16 protein-coding genes are annotated in these 16,387 nt (G+C 71.9%); 6 read left to right on the top strand and 10 right to left on the bottom strand.

Features of this window, described 5'->3' with window-relative positions; all coding sequences use genetic code 11:
* Positions 1–73 precede the first annotated feature (73 nt).
* Genes ACI2K4_RS10865 through ACI2K4_RS10850 form a run of 4 tightly spaced genes read right to left on the bottom strand, consistent with a single transcriptional unit; the run spans position 74 to position 4,310 of the window.
* Positions 74–742 (bottom strand): GNAT family N-acetyltransferase, encoded by a 669-nt coding sequence (locus tag ACI2K4_RS10865; protein WP_404510250.1) that lies wholly within the window; start codon positions 740–742, stop codon positions 74–76.
* A complete protein-coding gene (locus ACI2K4_RS10860) occupies positions 736–2,040 on the bottom strand; it encodes a hypothetical protein (RefSeq protein ID WP_404510249.1) in 1,305 nt (434 codons plus the stop codon). Before ACI2K4_RS10860 ends, ACI2K4_RS10865 begins: the two co-directional genes overlap by 7 nt.
* Positions 2,041–2,043: 3 nt before the next feature.
* Positions 2,044–3,105, bottom strand: coding sequence for a GNAT family N-acetyltransferase (locus ACI2K4_RS10855; RefSeq protein WP_404510248.1), 1,062 nt, complete (start codon positions 3,103–3,105; stop codon positions 2,044–2,046).
* Positions 3,102–4,310, bottom strand: coding sequence for an aminotransferase class I/II-fold pyridoxal phosphate-dependent enzyme (locus ACI2K4_RS10850; protein ID WP_404510247.1), 1,209 nt, complete (start codon positions 4,308–4,310; stop codon positions 3,102–3,104). The genes ACI2K4_RS10855 and ACI2K4_RS10850 overlap by 4 nt, the downstream gene beginning before the upstream one ends.
* A gap of 183 nt (positions 4,311–4,493) precedes the next feature.
* On the opposite strand from ACI2K4_RS10850, the gene ACI2K4_RS10845 reads away from it, so the two are divergent.
* The 3 genes from ACI2K4_RS10845 to ACI2K4_RS10835 all read left to right on the top strand — a co-directional run bounded on the left by ACI2K4_RS10845 (position 4,494) and on the right by ACI2K4_RS10835 (position 7,281).
* A complete protein-coding gene (locus tag ACI2K4_RS10845; RefSeq protein WP_404510246.1) occupies positions 4,494–5,744 on the top strand; it encodes a lipopolysaccharide biosynthesis protein in 1,251 nt (416 codons plus the stop codon).
* A gap of 58 nt (positions 5,745–5,802) precedes the next feature.
* Entirely contained in the window at positions 5,803–6,336 is a 534-nt protein-coding gene (locus ACI2K4_RS10840) for a DUF4240 domain-containing protein (RefSeq protein WP_404510245.1), read from the top strand.
* 147 nt (positions 6,337–6,483) lie between these two features.
* Positions 6,484–7,281, top strand: coding sequence for a class I SAM-dependent methyltransferase (locus ACI2K4_RS10835; RefSeq protein WP_404510244.1), 798 nt, complete (start codon positions 6,484–6,486; stop codon positions 7,279–7,281).
* Positions 7,282–7,296: 15 nt separating this feature from the next.
* Here ACI2K4_RS10835 and ACI2K4_RS10830 read toward each other — a convergent pair whose 3' ends face one another.
* The 5 genes from ACI2K4_RS10830 to ACI2K4_RS10810 form a co-directional block, all read right to left on the bottom strand.
* Positions 7,297–8,139 (bottom strand): FkbM family methyltransferase, encoded by an 843-nt coding sequence (locus ACI2K4_RS10830; protein ID WP_404510243.1) that lies wholly within the window; start codon positions 8,137–8,139, stop codon positions 7,297–7,299.
* A 23-nt stretch (positions 8,140–8,162) separates the two neighbouring features.
* Positions 8,163–9,245, bottom strand: coding sequence for an NAD-dependent epimerase/dehydratase family protein (locus tag ACI2K4_RS10825; protein WP_404510242.1), 1,083 nt, complete (start codon positions 9,243–9,245; stop codon positions 8,163–8,165).
* Entirely contained in the window at positions 9,245–10,657 is a 1,413-nt protein-coding gene (locus ACI2K4_RS10820) for a nucleotide sugar dehydrogenase (RefSeq protein WP_404510241.1), read from the bottom strand. The genes ACI2K4_RS10825 and ACI2K4_RS10820 overlap by 1 nt, the downstream gene beginning before the upstream one ends.
* 79 nt (positions 10,658–10,736) lie before the next feature.
* Positions 10,737–11,669, bottom strand: coding sequence for an NAD-dependent epimerase/dehydratase family protein (locus ACI2K4_RS10815; RefSeq protein WP_404510240.1), 933 nt, complete (start codon positions 11,667–11,669; stop codon positions 10,737–10,739).
* Positions 11,666–12,394 carry a sugar phosphate nucleotidyltransferase gene (locus ACI2K4_RS10810; protein ID WP_404510239.1) on the bottom strand — a complete coding sequence of 243 codons (729 nt, stop codon included), beginning with the start codon at positions 12,392–12,394 and terminating at the stop codon, positions 11,666–11,668. Before ACI2K4_RS10810 ends, ACI2K4_RS10815 begins: the two co-directional genes overlap by 4 nt.
* Positions 12,395–12,611: 217 nt before the next feature.
* On the opposite strand from ACI2K4_RS10810, the gene ACI2K4_RS10805 reads away from it, so the two are divergent.
* Together ACI2K4_RS10805 and ACI2K4_RS10800 are read left to right on the top strand one after the other, a co-directional pair.
* Positions 12,612–14,519 (top strand): polysaccharide biosynthesis protein, encoded by a 1,908-nt coding sequence (locus tag ACI2K4_RS10805; protein ID WP_404510238.1) that lies wholly within the window; start codon positions 12,612–12,614, stop codon positions 14,517–14,519.
* Positions 14,516–14,968, top strand: coding sequence for a nuclear transport factor 2 family protein (locus ACI2K4_RS10800; protein WP_404510237.1), 453 nt, complete (start codon positions 14,516–14,518; stop codon positions 14,966–14,968). Before ACI2K4_RS10805 ends, ACI2K4_RS10800 begins: the two co-directional genes overlap by 4 nt.
* 19 nt (positions 14,969–14,987) lie before the next feature.
* Here ACI2K4_RS10800 and ACI2K4_RS10795 read toward each other — a convergent pair whose 3' ends face one another.
* The gene (locus ACI2K4_RS10795; protein ID WP_404510236.1) at positions 14,988–15,476 is read right to left on the bottom strand and encodes an RrF2 family transcriptional regulator; all 489 of its coding nucleotides are present in this window, start codon (positions 15,474–15,476) and stop codon (positions 14,988–14,990) included.
* Between the two features lie 113 nt (positions 15,477–15,589).
* Between ACI2K4_RS10795 and ACI2K4_RS10790 the strand changes: the two genes are divergently transcribed.
* Positions 15,590–16,342 (top strand): SDR family oxidoreductase, encoded by a 753-nt coding sequence (locus ACI2K4_RS10790; RefSeq protein ID WP_404510235.1) that lies wholly within the window; start codon positions 15,590–15,592, stop codon positions 16,340–16,342.
* Positions 16,343–16,387 lie beyond the last annotated feature (45 nt).

The following is a 16,387-nucleotide window of genomic DNA, read 5'->3' as shown; positions in this document are numbered from 1 at the left end:
CTGGGCTGGACCGGGTGGCGGCGTCCACCCGGTCGGTCCGCGCCGCGTCTCGGGCACCGGGTCGAGAAGTCGGTCAGACCCGGGCCGGGTCCAGGTGTCGGGCCGGGTGGTCCTGGGTCGGGTCCAGGTGTCGGGCCGGGTGCTCCCGGATCGGCGGGACCGGAGGTGCCGGGATGGTGCCGCAGACCCGCTCGACGTACTCGGCGGCGTCCGGGCCGGCGTCGAACTCCGGTCGCAGGATCGCCACCCGGATCAGGTCGTGCCACCGGCCGCCACGGAAGACCGCCTCCCGCTCCCGGCCCTCCACCTGCCAGCCACAGCGGCGTACGTAGGCGCCGAGACTGGCCGCGTTGAAGTCGAGGATGCCGCTGTGCAGTCGGCGCAGCCCCACCTCGTAGAAGCTCCACGCCATGGTGAGCATGATCGAGTCGGTGCCGGCGCCCTTGGGCGTACTGCCCGGCATCAGCTTGACCGCGGTGAGGGCCGACTGGTTGTGCCAGTCGATCTCCCAGAGCCCGGTCATGCCCACCGGCTCGCCGGTGACCCGGTCGACCACGGTCAACCGGCGGTTGCGCGGGTCGCGGGACGCCCCGGCGAACCACTCCCGCTGGCCGTCCCGGGCCACCGGCCAGTCCCAGCCGACCACGTGGCTGCGGACCTGTGGCGTGTTGGCCAGGTCCGCCATGAACTCGAGGTCGTCGGCCTGCATCGGGCGCAGGCCGACCAGTCGGCCGGTCAGCATGTTTCTCCTCTCGGGACCAACACCGGTCCGTCGGTCGGCGGTGTGGCGGGCGATGACGATCCGGTGCCGGGGAGCGTGCCGGTCTCCCCGTCGTCGTCGGGCTGCCCGTGGTCTGGGTGCCCGTCGTCGTCGGGGTGCACGTGGTCGGGGTGCCCGTGGTCGGGGTGCAGCGCGCGGACCAGTTCCGCGACCCGGGCCATGTCCGACCCGCCCCAGCGGTGGTCGGTGTGCAGGAAGAGCATCCGGCGCGAATAGTCGACGTGCTCGTCCACGGCGTCGGGAGCGGCCGGGTCGGAGCCGGCCGAATCGGCGGCAGCGCCGGCCGGATCGGAAGCAGCGGAGGCCGGATCGGCGGCGAGCCGCCAGAGCACCGCCGGGTAGACGGAACGCTCGATCAGGCCACGCCGTAACGTCTCGCGCCGCTCGGGCGAGGCGCACTCCAGCACCACCCCCAGCGGGTGTGCCCGGACCTTCAGCCCCGGTACGCCGGCCAGGTCGGCGGCGAGCAGCGCGGCGTTCTCGATCCGACGGTCGCGTAGCCGGTCGACCGGCAGGGCGTGCAGCGTCTCCCGGGAGAACTCCGAGATGCCGCTGATCCCGATGATGCCGTTCACCGGGCGGTGCAGCAGTTCCTCGGCGGCGGCGTACCGGGCCAGGTAACGCTGCTTGTCCAGGGGTGCGCCGGCCAGGTAGGCGGCCTTGAGCGACATCGCGGCCAGCACCCGGTCGACCACGGCCAGGTGCCGGGCGCTCGGTGGACCGGCCGCCGGCAGTGGTCTCCCGGTCAGCGACCAGAGTCCGCCGCCGTCCGGTAGTGGCATCGTCTTGCGCAGCGAGGCGAAGACGTAGTCCGCCCCGAACCCGGGCAGCCAGGGCGCGCGGGGATCGTGGGTGGCGTCGACCACCAGGGTCGCGCCGGCCGGTGCCGGCACCACCGGCGGTTCGCCGAAGTACGAGACCAGCAGCACCACCTCGCCGGGTCCGGCCACCGGTGGCGCCCCACCGGTCGGCCCGGCCGGGTAGCGTCGCACCGGCAGCACGTCGGCCACCGCCTCGACCACCTCGTCGCAGTAGTAGGTGGGCAGGTGCAGGGCGGTCCAGCCGTACTCGCGCCGGCCGAAGCCGACCAGGGCGCGGAGCGCCTGGCGACCCGAGCCGAAGAGTTCGCCGTACGGTGGCGCGGCCGGTGCCGGCACGGCGGTCCGGTCCGGTGTGGTCCGGTGCAGCGCGAAGTTGGAGCCGACCTCCCAGCGGGAGGCGACCGGCGTCGAGGTGGTGTCGATGCGTCCGTCGGCCACCGCTCAGCCCCGCCCCAGCCGGTAACCCGGGAAGTAACCGGAGTCGCGCAGCTCGTCGACGGTGCGGCCGAGCGTACGGGCGTGTGCGGCGAGCAGGCTCGCGTAGCGAGCGTCGTCGAGCACCACGGCGCCGGTCCAGAACGGGGTCCGGATGCCGCCGAAGGAGCGCTTGAACTGGAACAACCCGTCGTCGGCGCGGACCCCGCCGCCGAGGTGCACCACGCTCGCGCCGCTCCGGGCGGCCCAGTCGAGGATGGTCCAGAGCAGCAGGTTGTTCGCCCCGTCGCGGACGGCTCGCTGGTCCGACCCGGCGAGGTGGTAGTGCACCCGGTCCCGGTGGTGCAGGACCAGCGAGGAGGCGACCACCGTGCCGGCGGGGTCGCGTACCTCGGCGATCAGCAACGCCTTGCCCAGCCCGTCGCGCAGCCTGCGGTAGTACCCGTCGGGGAAGTGGTAGCCGGGGGCGCTGCCGACCCGGTTCATCGTCTGCTCGTACAGCTCGCGGAACGGGGAGCCGGCGACCAGGTCGTCCAGGTCGGCGGCGCGGATGCCGCCTTCGAGGCCGGCGTTGCGCGCCTTGCGCACGGCCGTACGCGAGCGCCCCTCCATACCGGCCCAGATCGCCGTGCCGCCCTGGTTGACCGGGACCGTGATGGTGTCCGCGCGACGGGTCAGCTCGACCGTGCCGAGTTGGCGGACGGCGGCCACCGAGGCCGGGTCCAGCGGGGAGAACCGGAGGAAGAGCGTGACCAGGCCCTGGTCGCGCCAGTGGGCGACGGCCCGGTCCCAGAACCGGGCGAGTTCGCCGGGTGCGGTGGCCGGGTCGACGTGGATGCCGGAGTAGCCGTACGGGCTGACCGCGTCGGCCGCCCCGGTGCCGTCATCGAGCCGCCGGACCACGTACGGCAGCAGGATCCGGTCGGCGACGTACGCCAACTGCCAGGTGCCGGGCTCGGTGCTGGCGGCGGCGGTGCCGTACCCGGAGGTGTGGTAGACGTCCGGGCAGTACGGGTCGACCAGTGGTCGGGCGGTGTCCGCGCCGACCACGGCCGGGTCGCCGTTCACCGCTGCGCCAGGAACTGCTCGACGGCGTGGAAGACCCTGCCCGTCTGGGTCTCGTCCAGCGCCGACCCGCTCGGCAGGGTGAGGCCGTTCTCGAACAGCCGCTGGGCCGCGCCGGTGAGCACGGCGTGCGCCTGGCCGAAGACCGGTTGCAGGTGCATCGGCTTCCAGACCGGCCGGGTCTCGATGTTGTCGGTGGCGAGGTGGGCGCCGAGTTCCTCGGCCCGCCAGCCGGCCCGTTCCGGGTCCACCACGATCGTGGTGAGCCAGCAGTTCGAACCCCGGACGCCCGCGAGGTCGGGTGCGATCCGCACCCCGGGGACGCCAGCGTCGGCGCCGGGTCCGTCGTCGGCCTCTCCGAGCAGCCGTACGCCGGGCCGCCCGGTGAAGAGTTTCGCGTAGCGTTCCCGCAGTTCACGGCGGCGGCCGAGCATCTCGTCCAGCCGGCTGAGCTGGGCCCGTCCGAGCGCCGCGAGCAGGTTGCTGAGCCGGTAGTTGTAGCCGATGTCCAGGTGTTCGTAGTGCGGCACCGGCTGCCGGGCCTGGGTGGAGAGGTAGCGGGCGCGGGCGATCAGCCCGGCGTCGTCGGAGACGAGCATGCCGCCACCGGAGGTGGTAATGATCTTGTTGCCGTTGAACGAGAGCGCGGATAGCCGCCCGAACGAGCCGGCCGGACGCCCCCGGTAGGTGGCGCCGAGCGACTCGGCCGCGTCCACCAGCACCGGCACCCGCGCCGCCGCGCAGACCGGCTCGATCTCGTCGTAGTCGGCGCACGCGCCGAACATGTCCACCGGCACCACCGCGGCGACCCGGCGGCCGGCGACGCGCAGCCGGTGCAGCAGGTCGGCCAGGAGGGCGACGTCGATGTTGCCGGTGGTCGGGTCGCAGTCGACAAAGACCGGTTCCGCCCCGGTGTAGACCACCGCGTTGGCGGTGGCGACGAAGGTCAGCGTGGGCACCACCACGACCTGGCCCGGACCGGCGCCGAGGGTGAGCAGGGCCAGGTGCAGCGCGGCGGTGCCGGAGCTGACCGCGAGCGCGTGTGCCACGCCGACCCGCTCGGCGACCTCGCGCTCGAACGCGTCCACCTCGGGCCCGAGCGGTGCCACCCAGCCCGAGCGCAACGCGCGGACCAGGTAGGACTCCTCCAGGCCGCCGACGTCCGGGGGTGAGAGGTAGATCCGGGAGTTGTCAGCACGAAGCTTCACAGGCGCGGCCTCCGACCCCAAACACTCCGAAAGTATCCAAAGGGTTTGTATCAGTTCGAGCCACGCGCGAGGGTGCGTTTTGGCTATTCTGGTCGAATTCAATAATCTGCCCGACCAAGGCGGTACAGCATGGAGAACGCGGGAACGGGCCGGAAGGTCGCGGGTGCACGCCGACGATCTCCGGTGGCTTTCCTGACCGGATCCAGCCTGGCCCAGTCGGCCAGCTACGCGCTGAGCGCGGTGCTGGCCAGCACCCTGCTCGGTCCGCACCAACGGGGACTGATGGTGCTGGGCATCACCACCGGCAGCATCGCCGGACTCCTCTCCGGGCTGGGCACCGGATCCGCACTCCGCTCACGTCTGCCCGGCGTCGCCGGCACCCCGGCCGGGGTGCGCCTGCTTTCGTCGTACACCTGGTGGTCGGTGGTGTCGGTGGTCGCCGGGGGCGGGCTCGCCGTACTGCTGTCGGTCCTCTCCGCGCCACTGATCGACCCGGGGCTGGGCGAGCCGTCGTTCCTCTTCGCGGTCCTGGTCGTCACCACCGGGTACGTGGCCCTGACCCAGTTCCCCGACGTCTGGTACGCCGCCGGGCGGTTCCGCGCCGGCAGCGGCTGGGCCGCCGTGGTCGCCTTCGGCGGCCTGGTCGGCATCCTGATCGGCGCCAGGCTCGACCGCTCCGCGTCGTCGCTGCTGCTGGCCCAGGGACTCGGCATGGTCGCGCTGGCCGTGGTGCAGGGCGTCCGGCTGCACGCGGTCGGGCTGGTGCCGTTCCACTCCCCCGGTGGCCGTGAACTCACCGAACTGCTCCGGCACGGCTGCCGCGCGCTCGGCCTGACCATGGGGCTGGCACTAGCCCTGCGAGCCGACCGGTACGTGCTCGGCGCGGTGGCCGGTGCCGCGACGGTCGGCATCTACTCGGTCGCGGCGACCCTCAGCGAGGGACCGAGGGTGGTGCCGGCCGCCCTGGGGCAGATCGTCAACCGGGAGGTCGCGCTCGGCTGCGGGGTCCCCCGGGTGATCCGGGCCCGACGTACGGCACTGCTGGCCGCGATCGCGATGAGCCTGCTGGTGGCGGTCGGCGGCTGGTTCCTGATCGTCCCGGTGTTCGGCGCGGAGTTCGCCGACGCCCGCCCGCTGCTGCTGGTGCTGCTGCTCGCCGAGATCGCCTTCGCGCCGTTCGCGGTCGCCAGCCGGGGCCTGCTCGGCGGCGGCTGGATGACCACCGCCGGGCTGCTCGGTGCGGGCGGCAGTGTCGCCGCGCTGATCCTCTTCGCGATCGCGATCCCGCTCTGGGGCGGGTACGGCGCCGCCATCGCCTGCGTGCTGACGTACGCCGGACTCTCGGTTGTCTCCTGGCGCCTGCTCCGGCCCAGGCTGATCGGCAACACCGCGCCCCGCCCACGCGAGACGGCCCCACCACCGATCCGGGTCTGAGGCGGCCCGGCACCGACGACCGGCGACGCTGTCGGTGGGTCGGGTTAACCTTCGCGGCGTGACGACGACGGATGGCCGCCGGTTACCGACGGCGGCGGAGGAAGCCCGGTTCTGGTCCATGCTCGAAACGGCGTGGGCGCCGCTCGGCGACGAGGTCAACGAGGCCCGCCGGGCGCTCTCGGCCCGTGAGCCCGGCACCGACGCGGACGTCACGCCGATCGAGCGCGCGTTCGACGAGATGCTGGAGAACCTGGCCCGAGACTGCCACCACCTGTCCGACGTGGAGCTGGTCGACCTCGACCGGGTGGTCGAGCGCAAGCTCCACGACATCGACCGGGCCGACGTGCACGCGGTCACCGACGGCTCCGACGACGGCTTCCTCTACGCCCGGGGCTTCATCGTCGGGATGGGACACGACTTCTACCACTCGGTGCTGCGTGACCCACGGATGGCGATCGAGGACGCCGAGGGCGGGATGCTCTGCTACTTCTTCGCGCGGCTCCACTCCGACCGGCACAACGAGGGGACTTATCCCGCCACTGGTTCGGGGATCAGCCGCGAGGGCGGCAACCTGGCCGGCTGGCCCGGGTAGCCGCGCCCTCGGGGCCGACGTCCTTGACACGGAGTTCGCCACAGCCGGCCGAACTCTCCGCGATCACGGGACTACCCGAGGGCGGTCCGGTCGGGCAGACTCCCGATAGAGGCGAATCTATTGTCGGATCGGGGTGGCGGTCGGGACATGGACTGGGTCGAGGACTTCTACTCGCGTACCGGGCACTGGTGGGGCGGGGCCGAGGCGCGGATCACCGAACGGGACCACCACCGGGTCGCGCTCCTGCACCAGCACTGCGGCGACGGACCGTGGCGGGTGCTGGAACTGGGCGCGGGTTACGGCAGCACCGCCGTGGTGACGGCACGGGCCGGACACGCCGTCACCGCGGTCGACCTCAGCGACCGGCTCGACTACGGCGCCGACCTGGCCCGGGACGTCGCCCCGGGGACGTTGACCGTGTTCCGGGACGACTTCTACACCGTACGGCTGGACGGGTTCTTCGACGTGGTCTGCTACTGGAACGGCTTCGGCGTGGGCTCGGACGCCGACCAGCACCGGTTGCTGGAACGGATCGCGGTCGACTGGTTGCGTCCCGGCGGTGTCGCCCTGGTCGACGTCAGCAACCCGTTTGTCTGGGCCCGCTGGGACGGCGCCGAGGAGCACCTGTTGCCGGACCCGGACCGGGGCTACCACCACGAGTTGTACGAGCGGACCGCCTTCGACCCGCTCGGCTGCGTGGCGAGCGACACCTGGTGGGAGGCGTCGAGGCCGCACGAGCCGATCACCCAGTACCTGCGCTGCTACACCCCGGCCGACCTGGCGCTGCTGCTCACCGGCAGCGGGCTCGGACTGAGCGCGATCACGGTCGGCGCCCGTACCCTGACCGGCGGGCCGGAGCCCGGCCTGCGCGAGTTGCTGCACGACCACCACGAGTATCTGGCGGTACTGCGGCACACCCCGGGCGGCGCGATCGGCCGCCCCTGAGCAGCGGGGGCGGGGCTACCGGCGGGACGCGTACACGTAGTAGCGGACCCAGGGGCGGGGGTCCTGGGGCCGGGTCCGGACGGTGTAGCCGGCGGCCCGCAACAGGTCGCTGACCGGGGCGAAGGTACGTTGCCACGCCCGGTCCGTGCCGTCGGCGTACGGCGGCTCGGCGAGAAAGTCGTGGCAGGAGACGACCAGGTTCTCCACCATCGCGAGCTGGTCGAACGACCGCTCCAGGACCGGCAGTTCGGCGCCCTCGATGTTCATCTTGAGCAGGTCGATCCGGTCCACCCCGAGCGACCAGGTGATTTCGGCGAGGGTACGCCCGGCCACCTCGACCCCGCCGGAGGCATTGGTGGTCAGCCCGTTGCGGATGTGGTCGACCTGGTCGTCGGAGAGGTGGACCGGGCCGGGCTCGCCGACCACCGCGCACTCCAGTGTGGTCACGTTCGGAAGCTGGTTCAACTCGACCGTACGCCGCAGGCAGGCGAACGTACGCGGGTGCGCCTCGATGCTGACCACCCGACCGGCGGCCCCGACCAGGCGGGAGAGCAACCGGACCTCACTGCCCACACCGGCACCGATGTCGAACACGGTGTCGCCGGGTTGGGGCTGGTAGTCGTGGAGGAAGACGTCCTGGGTGGCCTGGTCCTGGGCGCGCGCCGAGAGCCCGCCGAGGGTGGTGTTGACCACGATCCCGGTGGGGTAGCGGTGCACCCAGTGCCCCTCCGCGTACCGCACCCGGCAGCGGGACTGGGACCGGGCGGAGAGGAAGAGCGAGCCCAACCCGGCGACCACCCGCCGGTCGACCCGCTCGTCCAGGGTGTCGAAAAGACGCTTCCGGAGACTCGTCGTCATCGTGGTCCGATCCGATCTCTCGCTCAGCGGGCCGGTTCGCCCTGAGGCGCCGGCTGTCGGGGCAGGTTCTCCGTGCCGTCGGGCTCGGCGGCGACGCCGGGCTCCACGGTGACCCGGGGCTCGGCGGCGACGCCGGGGCGTTCCCGCTCCCAGCGGTCGCGGTACCACTCGAAGGTGCGGCGCACCCCGTCGGCCAGGGTGACGGTGGGCTCGAAGCCGGTCAGCCGGCGCAGCTTGCCCAGGTCGGGGCAGCGTCGGGTGACCGAGCCGGGCGGGGCCGGGAGCCGGAGCAGCGACGGGCTGACCCCGGCCGTCTCCAGCACCAACTCGGCCAGGTCGGCGATGTTGGTCTCGGCCTGGTCGTTGCCGATGTGCACGATCTCGCCGGCCGCCGCCGGGCAGTCCATCAGCCGCAGCATCGCCTCGACCGCGTCGTCTACGTGGCAGAAGGCGCGGTACTGGTCGGCACCCCAGACCCGGAACGGGTCCTCGCCGCCCAGCGCCCGCAGCGACATCTCGGGAATGACGTGGTCGGTGCCCATTCTCGGGCCGTAGACGTTGTGGAACCGGCCGACGACCGCGGTGCACTCCCTGGCCCTGGCGCCGTGCAGGAAGGCCGCCTCGCCGAGCAGTTTGCTGATCGCGTACGCGAACCGGGGCGAGGTCACGTCGGCCACCATCACCGGCACGTCCTCGGCCGTCGGTACGGGCACGATGCCGGCGTCGACGCCTCCGGCGTACACCTCGCTGGTGGAGCTGAAGAAGATCCGCTCGCCCGGGATGAGCCAGTCCAGCAGGTGCAGGGCGGTGAGCGTGTTGACCCGGATCACCCGCGCCGGGTCGGCCTCCACGTTGCGTACCCCGACCACGGCGGCGAGCAGGTAGATCTGGTCGTACCCCCGGGGTAGCTCGGCCCACGCCCGCGGCGTGGTGAGGTCGGCGGAGCGAACGTCGACGGCGGGGTGCGCGCGCAGCGCGTCGACCCGCTCGTCGTCCCGGCCCCGGGAGAAGTCGTCCACGATGGTCACGGTGTGTCCGTCGGCGACCAGCCGGTCGGCGAGGTGCAGCCCGACAAAGCCGGCGCCGCCGAGTATCAGCGCGTGCATCAGGCCCCCACCCTCGATCCGGCCGGCGTACTCGACCCGCCACCGCCGGCCGGCTCGGCACCGTCGAACGGCTGCACGGGCTCCATCTGCTGGGCCGGCACAGTGGTGCCGGGCCGGGGCATGGGCAGGTAGCCGATGCCGGCGTAGCGGATGCCGGCCGCGGTGATCGCCGCCTCGTCCAGGATTCGCCACGAGTCGTAGACCAGGGCCGGCCGGTGGCCGCCGGTGAGCACGGTGTCCAGCGGGATCGCCCGGTAGTCGGGATGGTCGTTGATCACCAGGACCGCGTCGGCCTCACCGAACGCCTTGTCGATGCTGGTCGGCTCGCCGCCGTACCGGTGGATCACCTCGGCCGGGACCATCGGGTCGTGGCCGACCACGGTCAGTCCGGCCGCCCGGAACACCGGCATCATGGTCGCGATCGGGGTGCCGCGCATGTCGTCGGTGGGCGGCCAGCCCTTGTACGCCCAGCCGAGCACCGCCAGCGTCCGCCCGACCGTGCCGCCCCGGGTCTGCCGGAGCAGTTCGACCACCCGGTTGGCGACGTGCACCGGCAGGTACTCGTTGAGTCGGCGGGCCGCGCCGACCAGGAACGGCCCGGGTTCGCCCCCGGCACTGTCGATCATGATGTACGGGTCCTTGGAGAGGCACCCGCCGCCGACGTACCCGGGGCGGCTCAGGTCGGGGCGGGGGTAGTCCAGGTTGGCCGCACCGATCACCTCCAGCGGGTCCAGCCCGTGCCGCTCGGCGATCAGCGCCAGCTCGTTGCCGAACGAGTAGATCAGGTCGGTGTGGCAGTTGTTGGAGAGCTTGACCAGCTCGGCCGCCTCCAGGCTGGAGACCGGCACGACCTGGGTGGCCAGCCCGGCGAAGAACTCCGTGCCGGCCCGGCGGCTCTCCTCGTCCAGCCCGCCGACCACCTGCGGCAGCTCGACCAGCTCCCGCAACGCCTGGCCCTGGATGGTCCGCTCCGGCGCCATCACCAGCTTGGCCCGCCCCCAGGCGGCGAGCAGCGGCGGCAGCACCACCCGGCGGCTGGTGCCGACCGGTACGGTGCTGCGGACCACCACCAGCGTCTCCGGTCCGCACCAGCGCGCGACCTGCTCGGCCGCTGCGGCGAGGTTGGTCAGGTCGGGCTGACGGGTACGGTCGTCGACCGGGGTGGAGACCGAGATGACCGCCACGTCCACCTCGGCCGGAAGGCTGGTGCCGACGAAGACGGACCGGCCGACGGTGTCGGCGAACACCTCCTCGATGCCCGGTTCGAAGATGTGGACCCGGCCCTGGTCGAGCGCGTCCCGTACGGCTGGGGAGGTGTCGACGCCGTACACCTGGTAGCCCTTGCGGGCCAGTGCGGCGGCCAGGGTCAGGCCGACGTAGCCGAGTCCGACGACCCCGATCTTTGCGTACAACTCCGGCCTCCTTGTGAGACGTGTGCGTGGACGTGGAACGTGTGTGTGGATGGGACAGAGATCCGGTGGCGCGGGTCCGTCAGGCGCGTGCCCCACTGGCCAGCGGCGTCCGGGCCGGGACCGGGGCAACCGCCGCGTCCCACAGGTCCCGGACCGAGTCGAGCAGGTCGTAGGCGGGGCTCCAGCCGAGCACCCGCAGCGCGAGGCTGTTGTCGCCGCACATCCAGGGCACGTTCGCGGTCCGGGAAGCCGCCGGGTTGGGGGCCTCCTCGCGTACGTTGCCGGCGAACTCGGCGGCGCGGGCGAGCAACCGGACGGCGTGCCGGGTGGCGACCGCGTGCCCGCTGGAGATGTTGAAGACCAGGTGCGGTGAGTCGGGCGCGTGCAGGACCGCCCGGACCGCGAACGCCACGTCGCGTACGTCGACGAAGTCCCGGTACGCGCCCAGTGGCCCCAACCCGATCTCCGGTACGCCGCTCTCCCGGGCGGCCAGCAGCAGCGCCGCCGCGCGGCCGAGCACGTTCTCGGTGGAGAGTCCGGGGCCGATCGGGTTGAACACCCGCAGCACCACGGCGTCGACCCGCCCGGTGGCGCGGGCCAGTGCGACCAGTTGGGTGGCGGCGAGGTGGCTGAGCCCGTACTCGCTGACCGGCGCGGCGGGTTCGTCCTCGGCGATCGGGACGCCGAACGGAACCGTGCCGTACTCGCCGGCCGAGCCGAGTCGGACCAGCCGGGCCCGCGGTGCGCCGGCCGCGACCGCCTCGACCAGTTTCGCGGTGACCAGGGTGTGCGCGCGGACCATCGCGTACCCGCCGCCGGTGAGCTGACCGGTGCAGTTGACCACCGCGTCCGGTCGGGCCGCGTGGACCAGTTCGGTCAGTTCGGCCACCTCGGTGGTGAGCAGGTCGCAGTCGGCCCGTCCCGGACAGACCAACTCGCTGTCGGGTTCGAGTACGGCGCGTACCCGCGAGCCGACGAAGCCGGACGCGCCGAAGAGCAGCACCCGGCTCACACCGCCTCCCGTACCCCGAGGGGGAGCAGGGTCGGCCGGAGTTCGTCGAACGTACGGTTCGCCTCGTCGTAGTCCTCGGGGCGGCCGATGTCGAGCCAGTAGCCGTCGAACGGGTAGTTGGCCGGCTGCCGCCCCTGGTCGAGCAGGTCGATCATGAGCTGGTCGAAGCCGAACGACAGCCCGTCCGGGTAGGCCGCGACGGTGCTCCGGGACAGCCCGTAGACACCCATGCTGACCTCGTAGTCGAGGGTCGGCTTCTCGGTGAACTCGACCACCCGCTCGCCCCGGGTGACCAGCACCCCAAAATCGATCTTGACGCTGCGGCGGAAGGTCGCCACGGTCAGCGGGGCGCCGGATTCGGTGTGCGCCATCAGCAGGTCGGCGTAGTTGAGGTCGGTGAGAATGTCGCCGTTCATCACCAGGAAGTGCTCGGGCAGCCGGTCCCGCAGCCCGAAGAGCGGGCCGACGGTGGAGAGCGGCACCCGCTCCTCCACGTACTCCACGTGCAGGCCGTAGCGGGAACCGTCACCGACAAAGGCGCGGATCAACGCACCGAGGTGGTTGATCGCGAGCGTCACGTGGGTGAAGCCGTAACTCGCCAACTGGTGCAGGACGATTTCCAGGATGGCGTAGCTGTCGCCGATCGGGACCAACGGTTTCGGCAGCGAGGTGGTGTACGGGCGCAGGCGGACTCCCTTACCGCCAGCCATGATCACCACGTGCATCTCGTCCTCCTCCGCCCCTTCCCACCAGCCGGGACAGGTCCTCTGTCGTCAACGACGGCGGCAGCGGGGAGTCACGCAAAAAGCCTGAGCACACAAATAAAGTGAAACAGTCCACCTAAAGCGAAAAGAGCGACTAAGAGTTGGTTACCTGACAGCAGCCACCCGCTCCCGCGACGCCGGGGCGAGGCCGACGAGAAACGGATCAGGGAGCCATCCCATGCCATTCGCCGCAGCCCCCCCGACGACGCATGCCCGTACGGTCCACCGTCGGCCGGGGGCCCGTCGCCGTACCGCCGCCCTGCTCGCGGTCGACACGATCGCCTGGATCGGCGGGTTCCTCACCGCCGCCTGGACCCGGTTCGAGTTCGAACTCAGCGGCCAGGTACTGGCCCGGGTGCTGGTCGCCGGCCTGATCGCGAGCGCCGTCTTCACCTGCCTGACCGCCGTACACCGGCACTACCAGGGTCGGCACCCGCTCGGCAGCCGGTTGGAGGCACGCGCGCTGACCGTAGCGGTCGCCGGCACCGCCCTCCTGCTGGTGATGGGCGTGCTGCCGCTGGCCACCCACCCCGTCCCGGCCAGTACGCCACCGGTCGGCGGGGCCATCGCGCTGCTGCTGATGGCCGCCGTCCGTTCGGTGCACCGGCACCGGCGCAGCCGCTCGCTGCGGCCGAGCACCGGCTCGGCCGTACCGGTGCTGATCTTCGGACTCGGTTCGGCCGGACAGTCGCTGCTCAAGGCGATGGTCAGCGATCCCCGGGGCAAGTACCTGCCGGTCGGGCTGCTCGACGACGATCCGGAGAAGCGACGCCTGCGCCTGGACGGCGTACCGGTGCTCGGCGGACGCCGGGAGATCGCGGCGGCGCTCGCCCAGACCGGGGCGACCACCCTGATCCTCGCCATCGCCAGCGCCGAACCCGAACTGATCCGCCAGGTGCGCACCGCCACCCTGGAGACCGGCGCCGAGTTCAAGGTCCTCCCCCCGGTACGCGAACTCGTCGACCACCGGATCAGCGTCGCGGACGTACGCGACCTGAAGATCACCGACCTGTTGGGACGCCCGCACGCCGTCGCCGACCTCGGCACCCGGGGCGCCGAGGTGACCGGCCGACGGGTGCTGGTCACCGGTGCCGGCGGTTCGATCGGCTCCGAACTCTGCCGGCAGATCATGCGGGCCAACCCGGGCGAGCTGATGATGCTCGACCGGGACGAGTCGGCGCTGCACGCGTTGCAGCTCTCGCTGACCGGGCGGGCCCTGCTCGACGGGCCGGAGCTCATCCTCGCCGACATCCGCGACGCCGAGGGCATCGCCCGGGTGGTCGCCGACCGCAAGCCGGACATCGTCTTTCACGCCGCCGCGCTCAAGCACCTCACGCTGCTGCAACGCCACCCCGGCGAGGCGATCAAGACCAACGTGTGGGGCACCCTGTCGGTGCTCAGCGCCTGCCGCGACGTGGCCCGGTTCGTCAACATCTCCACCGACAAGGCGGCGAACCCGATCAGCGTGCTCGGCTACTCGAAGCGGATCACCGAACGGCTGACCGCGCACACCGCCGCCGCCACCGACGGCACCTTCCTCAGCGTGCGTTTCGGCAACGTACTGAGCAGTCGGGGGTCGGTGGTGACCGCGTTCCAGGCCCAGATCGACGCCGGACTGCCGATCACCGTCACCGACCCTGAGGTGACCCGCTACCTGATGACCGTGCAGGAGGCGGTGCAACTGGTCCTCCAGGCCGCCGCGATCGGCCGGGACGGGGAGGCGCTGGTGCTGGACATGGGCGACCCGGTACGCATCGACGACATCGCCCGGCAGCTCGCCGCCCAGGCCCCCGGCTCCCACCAGATCGTCTACACCGGTCTGCGACCGGGCGAGAAGCTGCACGAGGACCTGCTCGGCAGCGGGGAACCGGACCTCCGCCCGCTGCACCCGCTGATCTCGCACGTGACCGTACCGGCGCTGGACCCGATCGAGGCGAGCGCGCTGGACCCGTTCGACGACCCGGCCAAGGTGATCGACCGGTTGGCCTGGCTCTGCGAGCAGCCGGCCAGCTTCGATCCACCGGTCCTGTTGGTCCCGAACACCAGGGACGACCACGCGGTCACCATCCCCACGCCACCGAAGTGAAGGCCGTCGGACCACTGGGCGGGCGCTTCGTCAGCGACCCCGACCACCTGGCGCTGACCCGGTTGGTGACCGAAGCCGCCTGGCGGGTCGACCTCGGCAAGGCGGGCACGCTCTACGAGTTGTTCACCCCGGAGGGCGAGCTGAACCTCGGCAGCTCGACGCTGAGCGGGCACGACGCCATCCGGCAGTGGGGAGAGGCGTACGACGCCGACAATCCGCGCCAACGCATCCGTCACGTCTGCGGCAACATGCGCTTCGTCACCGATGGCGACGACCGGGCGGTCGGCGCCACGATCCTCACCGTGTTCATGGACGAGGGCGAGGGGCCGGGCAGGACGCTGCCCTGGACCGTCGGCGAGGACCACGACCGGTTCCGGCGTACGGACGACGGCTGGCGGATCACCTCACGCGAGTGGGTGACCCTCTTTCTCCGGCCGGGGGGCGGCTGAGGCACGCGGCGGACAACGGTCAGGCGGTCCTCTCCGCCGCCCCGAGCCAGGGACGGATCACGGCGAAGGGGTCGGAGTCGTAGTCGACGCTGACGTCGTGCGCGAGGTCGGCGATCGTCACGGCGCGCAGCGCACCGCGCCAGGCGGCGTCGGCGGCGGTCATCGCGCGAGAAATCGCGCACGGTACGACACACGCCTCGGCCGGGACCGCCAGTGGTCCCCGCTGCCGGATCTCGGTGCAGACAAACGCGGGGCGGGTGCCGTCCACCGCCTCGACCACGTCGAGCACGGTGATCAGCTCCGGTGCCCGGGTGAGCAGGTAGCCGCCCGACTGCCCCTGAATGGATTGCACCAGACCGGCGCGGGAAAGCCCCTGTAGCTGCTTGGCCAGGTAACTGGCCGAGACGTCGTGCAGCTCGGCCAGCCGCGCGGCGGGCACCGGCTGGTCGGCGGCGGTCAGCACCACGCAACAGTGCAACGCCCACTCGACCCCGCCTGACATCTTCATCACCCCATCCTACTTGACTCGGACAGAAGTTGTCCGAGTAGTATCTCGGACAGAAGTTATCCGAGTTCCAGACGATCGCCCGCTGGCGGCGGGTGACGAAGGAGAGACCGATCATGAAGATCGTGGTTATCGGCGGCAGCGGACTGATCGGCAGCAGGCTGGTGGAGAACCTGCGGGCACGGGGTCACGAGGCGGTCGCGGCGTCGCCCTCCTCCGGCGTCAACACCCTCACCGGCGAAGGTCTGGCCGAGGTCCTCGACGGCGCCCAGGTCGTCGTCGACGTGGCCAACTCGCCCTCGTTCGAGGACGAGGCGGTGCTGGACTTCTTCCGTACCTCCGGGACAAACCTGCTCGCCGCCGAGGCCGCCGCCGGGGTGGGACACCACGTCGCCCTCTCGGTCGTCGGCGCGGACGAGTTGCCGGAGAGCGGCTACCTCCGGGCGAAGGTGGCCCAGGAGGAGCTGATCAAGGCGAGCCCGGTGCCGTACACGATCGTCCGGGCGACCCAGTTCTTCGAGTTCGTCAAGGCCATCGCTCTGACCAGCATGGACGGCGACACGATCCGGCTGCCGCACGCCCTGTTCCAGCCGATCGCCGCCGAGGACGTCTCCGCCGCGCTGACCGACCTCACCCTCGAACCGCCGACGAACGGCATCGTCGAGATCGCCGGCCCGGAGCAGATCCCGATGGACGACGCCGCCCGCCGGGTGCTGAGCGCGACCGGCGACAGCCACGAGGTGACCACGGACGACAGTGCCCGCTACTTCGGCACCACGATCGACGACCAGTCCCTGAACCCGCGCGGCAAGGCCCACCTCGGTGCCACCCGATTCGAGAACTGGCTGACCCACTCCACCCACCCCTGACCCCCACTGCCTCCCCTCGGGAGATCGTCGCGCTCGCGGCTGTCG

It is taken from the genome of Micromonospora sp. NPDC050397 (assembly GCF_044901685.1).
GTDB lineage: Bacteria > Actinomycetota > Actinomycetes > Mycobacteriales > Micromonosporaceae > Micromonospora_G.
The sequence above is the reverse complement of the archived record's forward strand: the minus strand, read 5'-3'. Positions and strand labels throughout refer to the sequence as shown.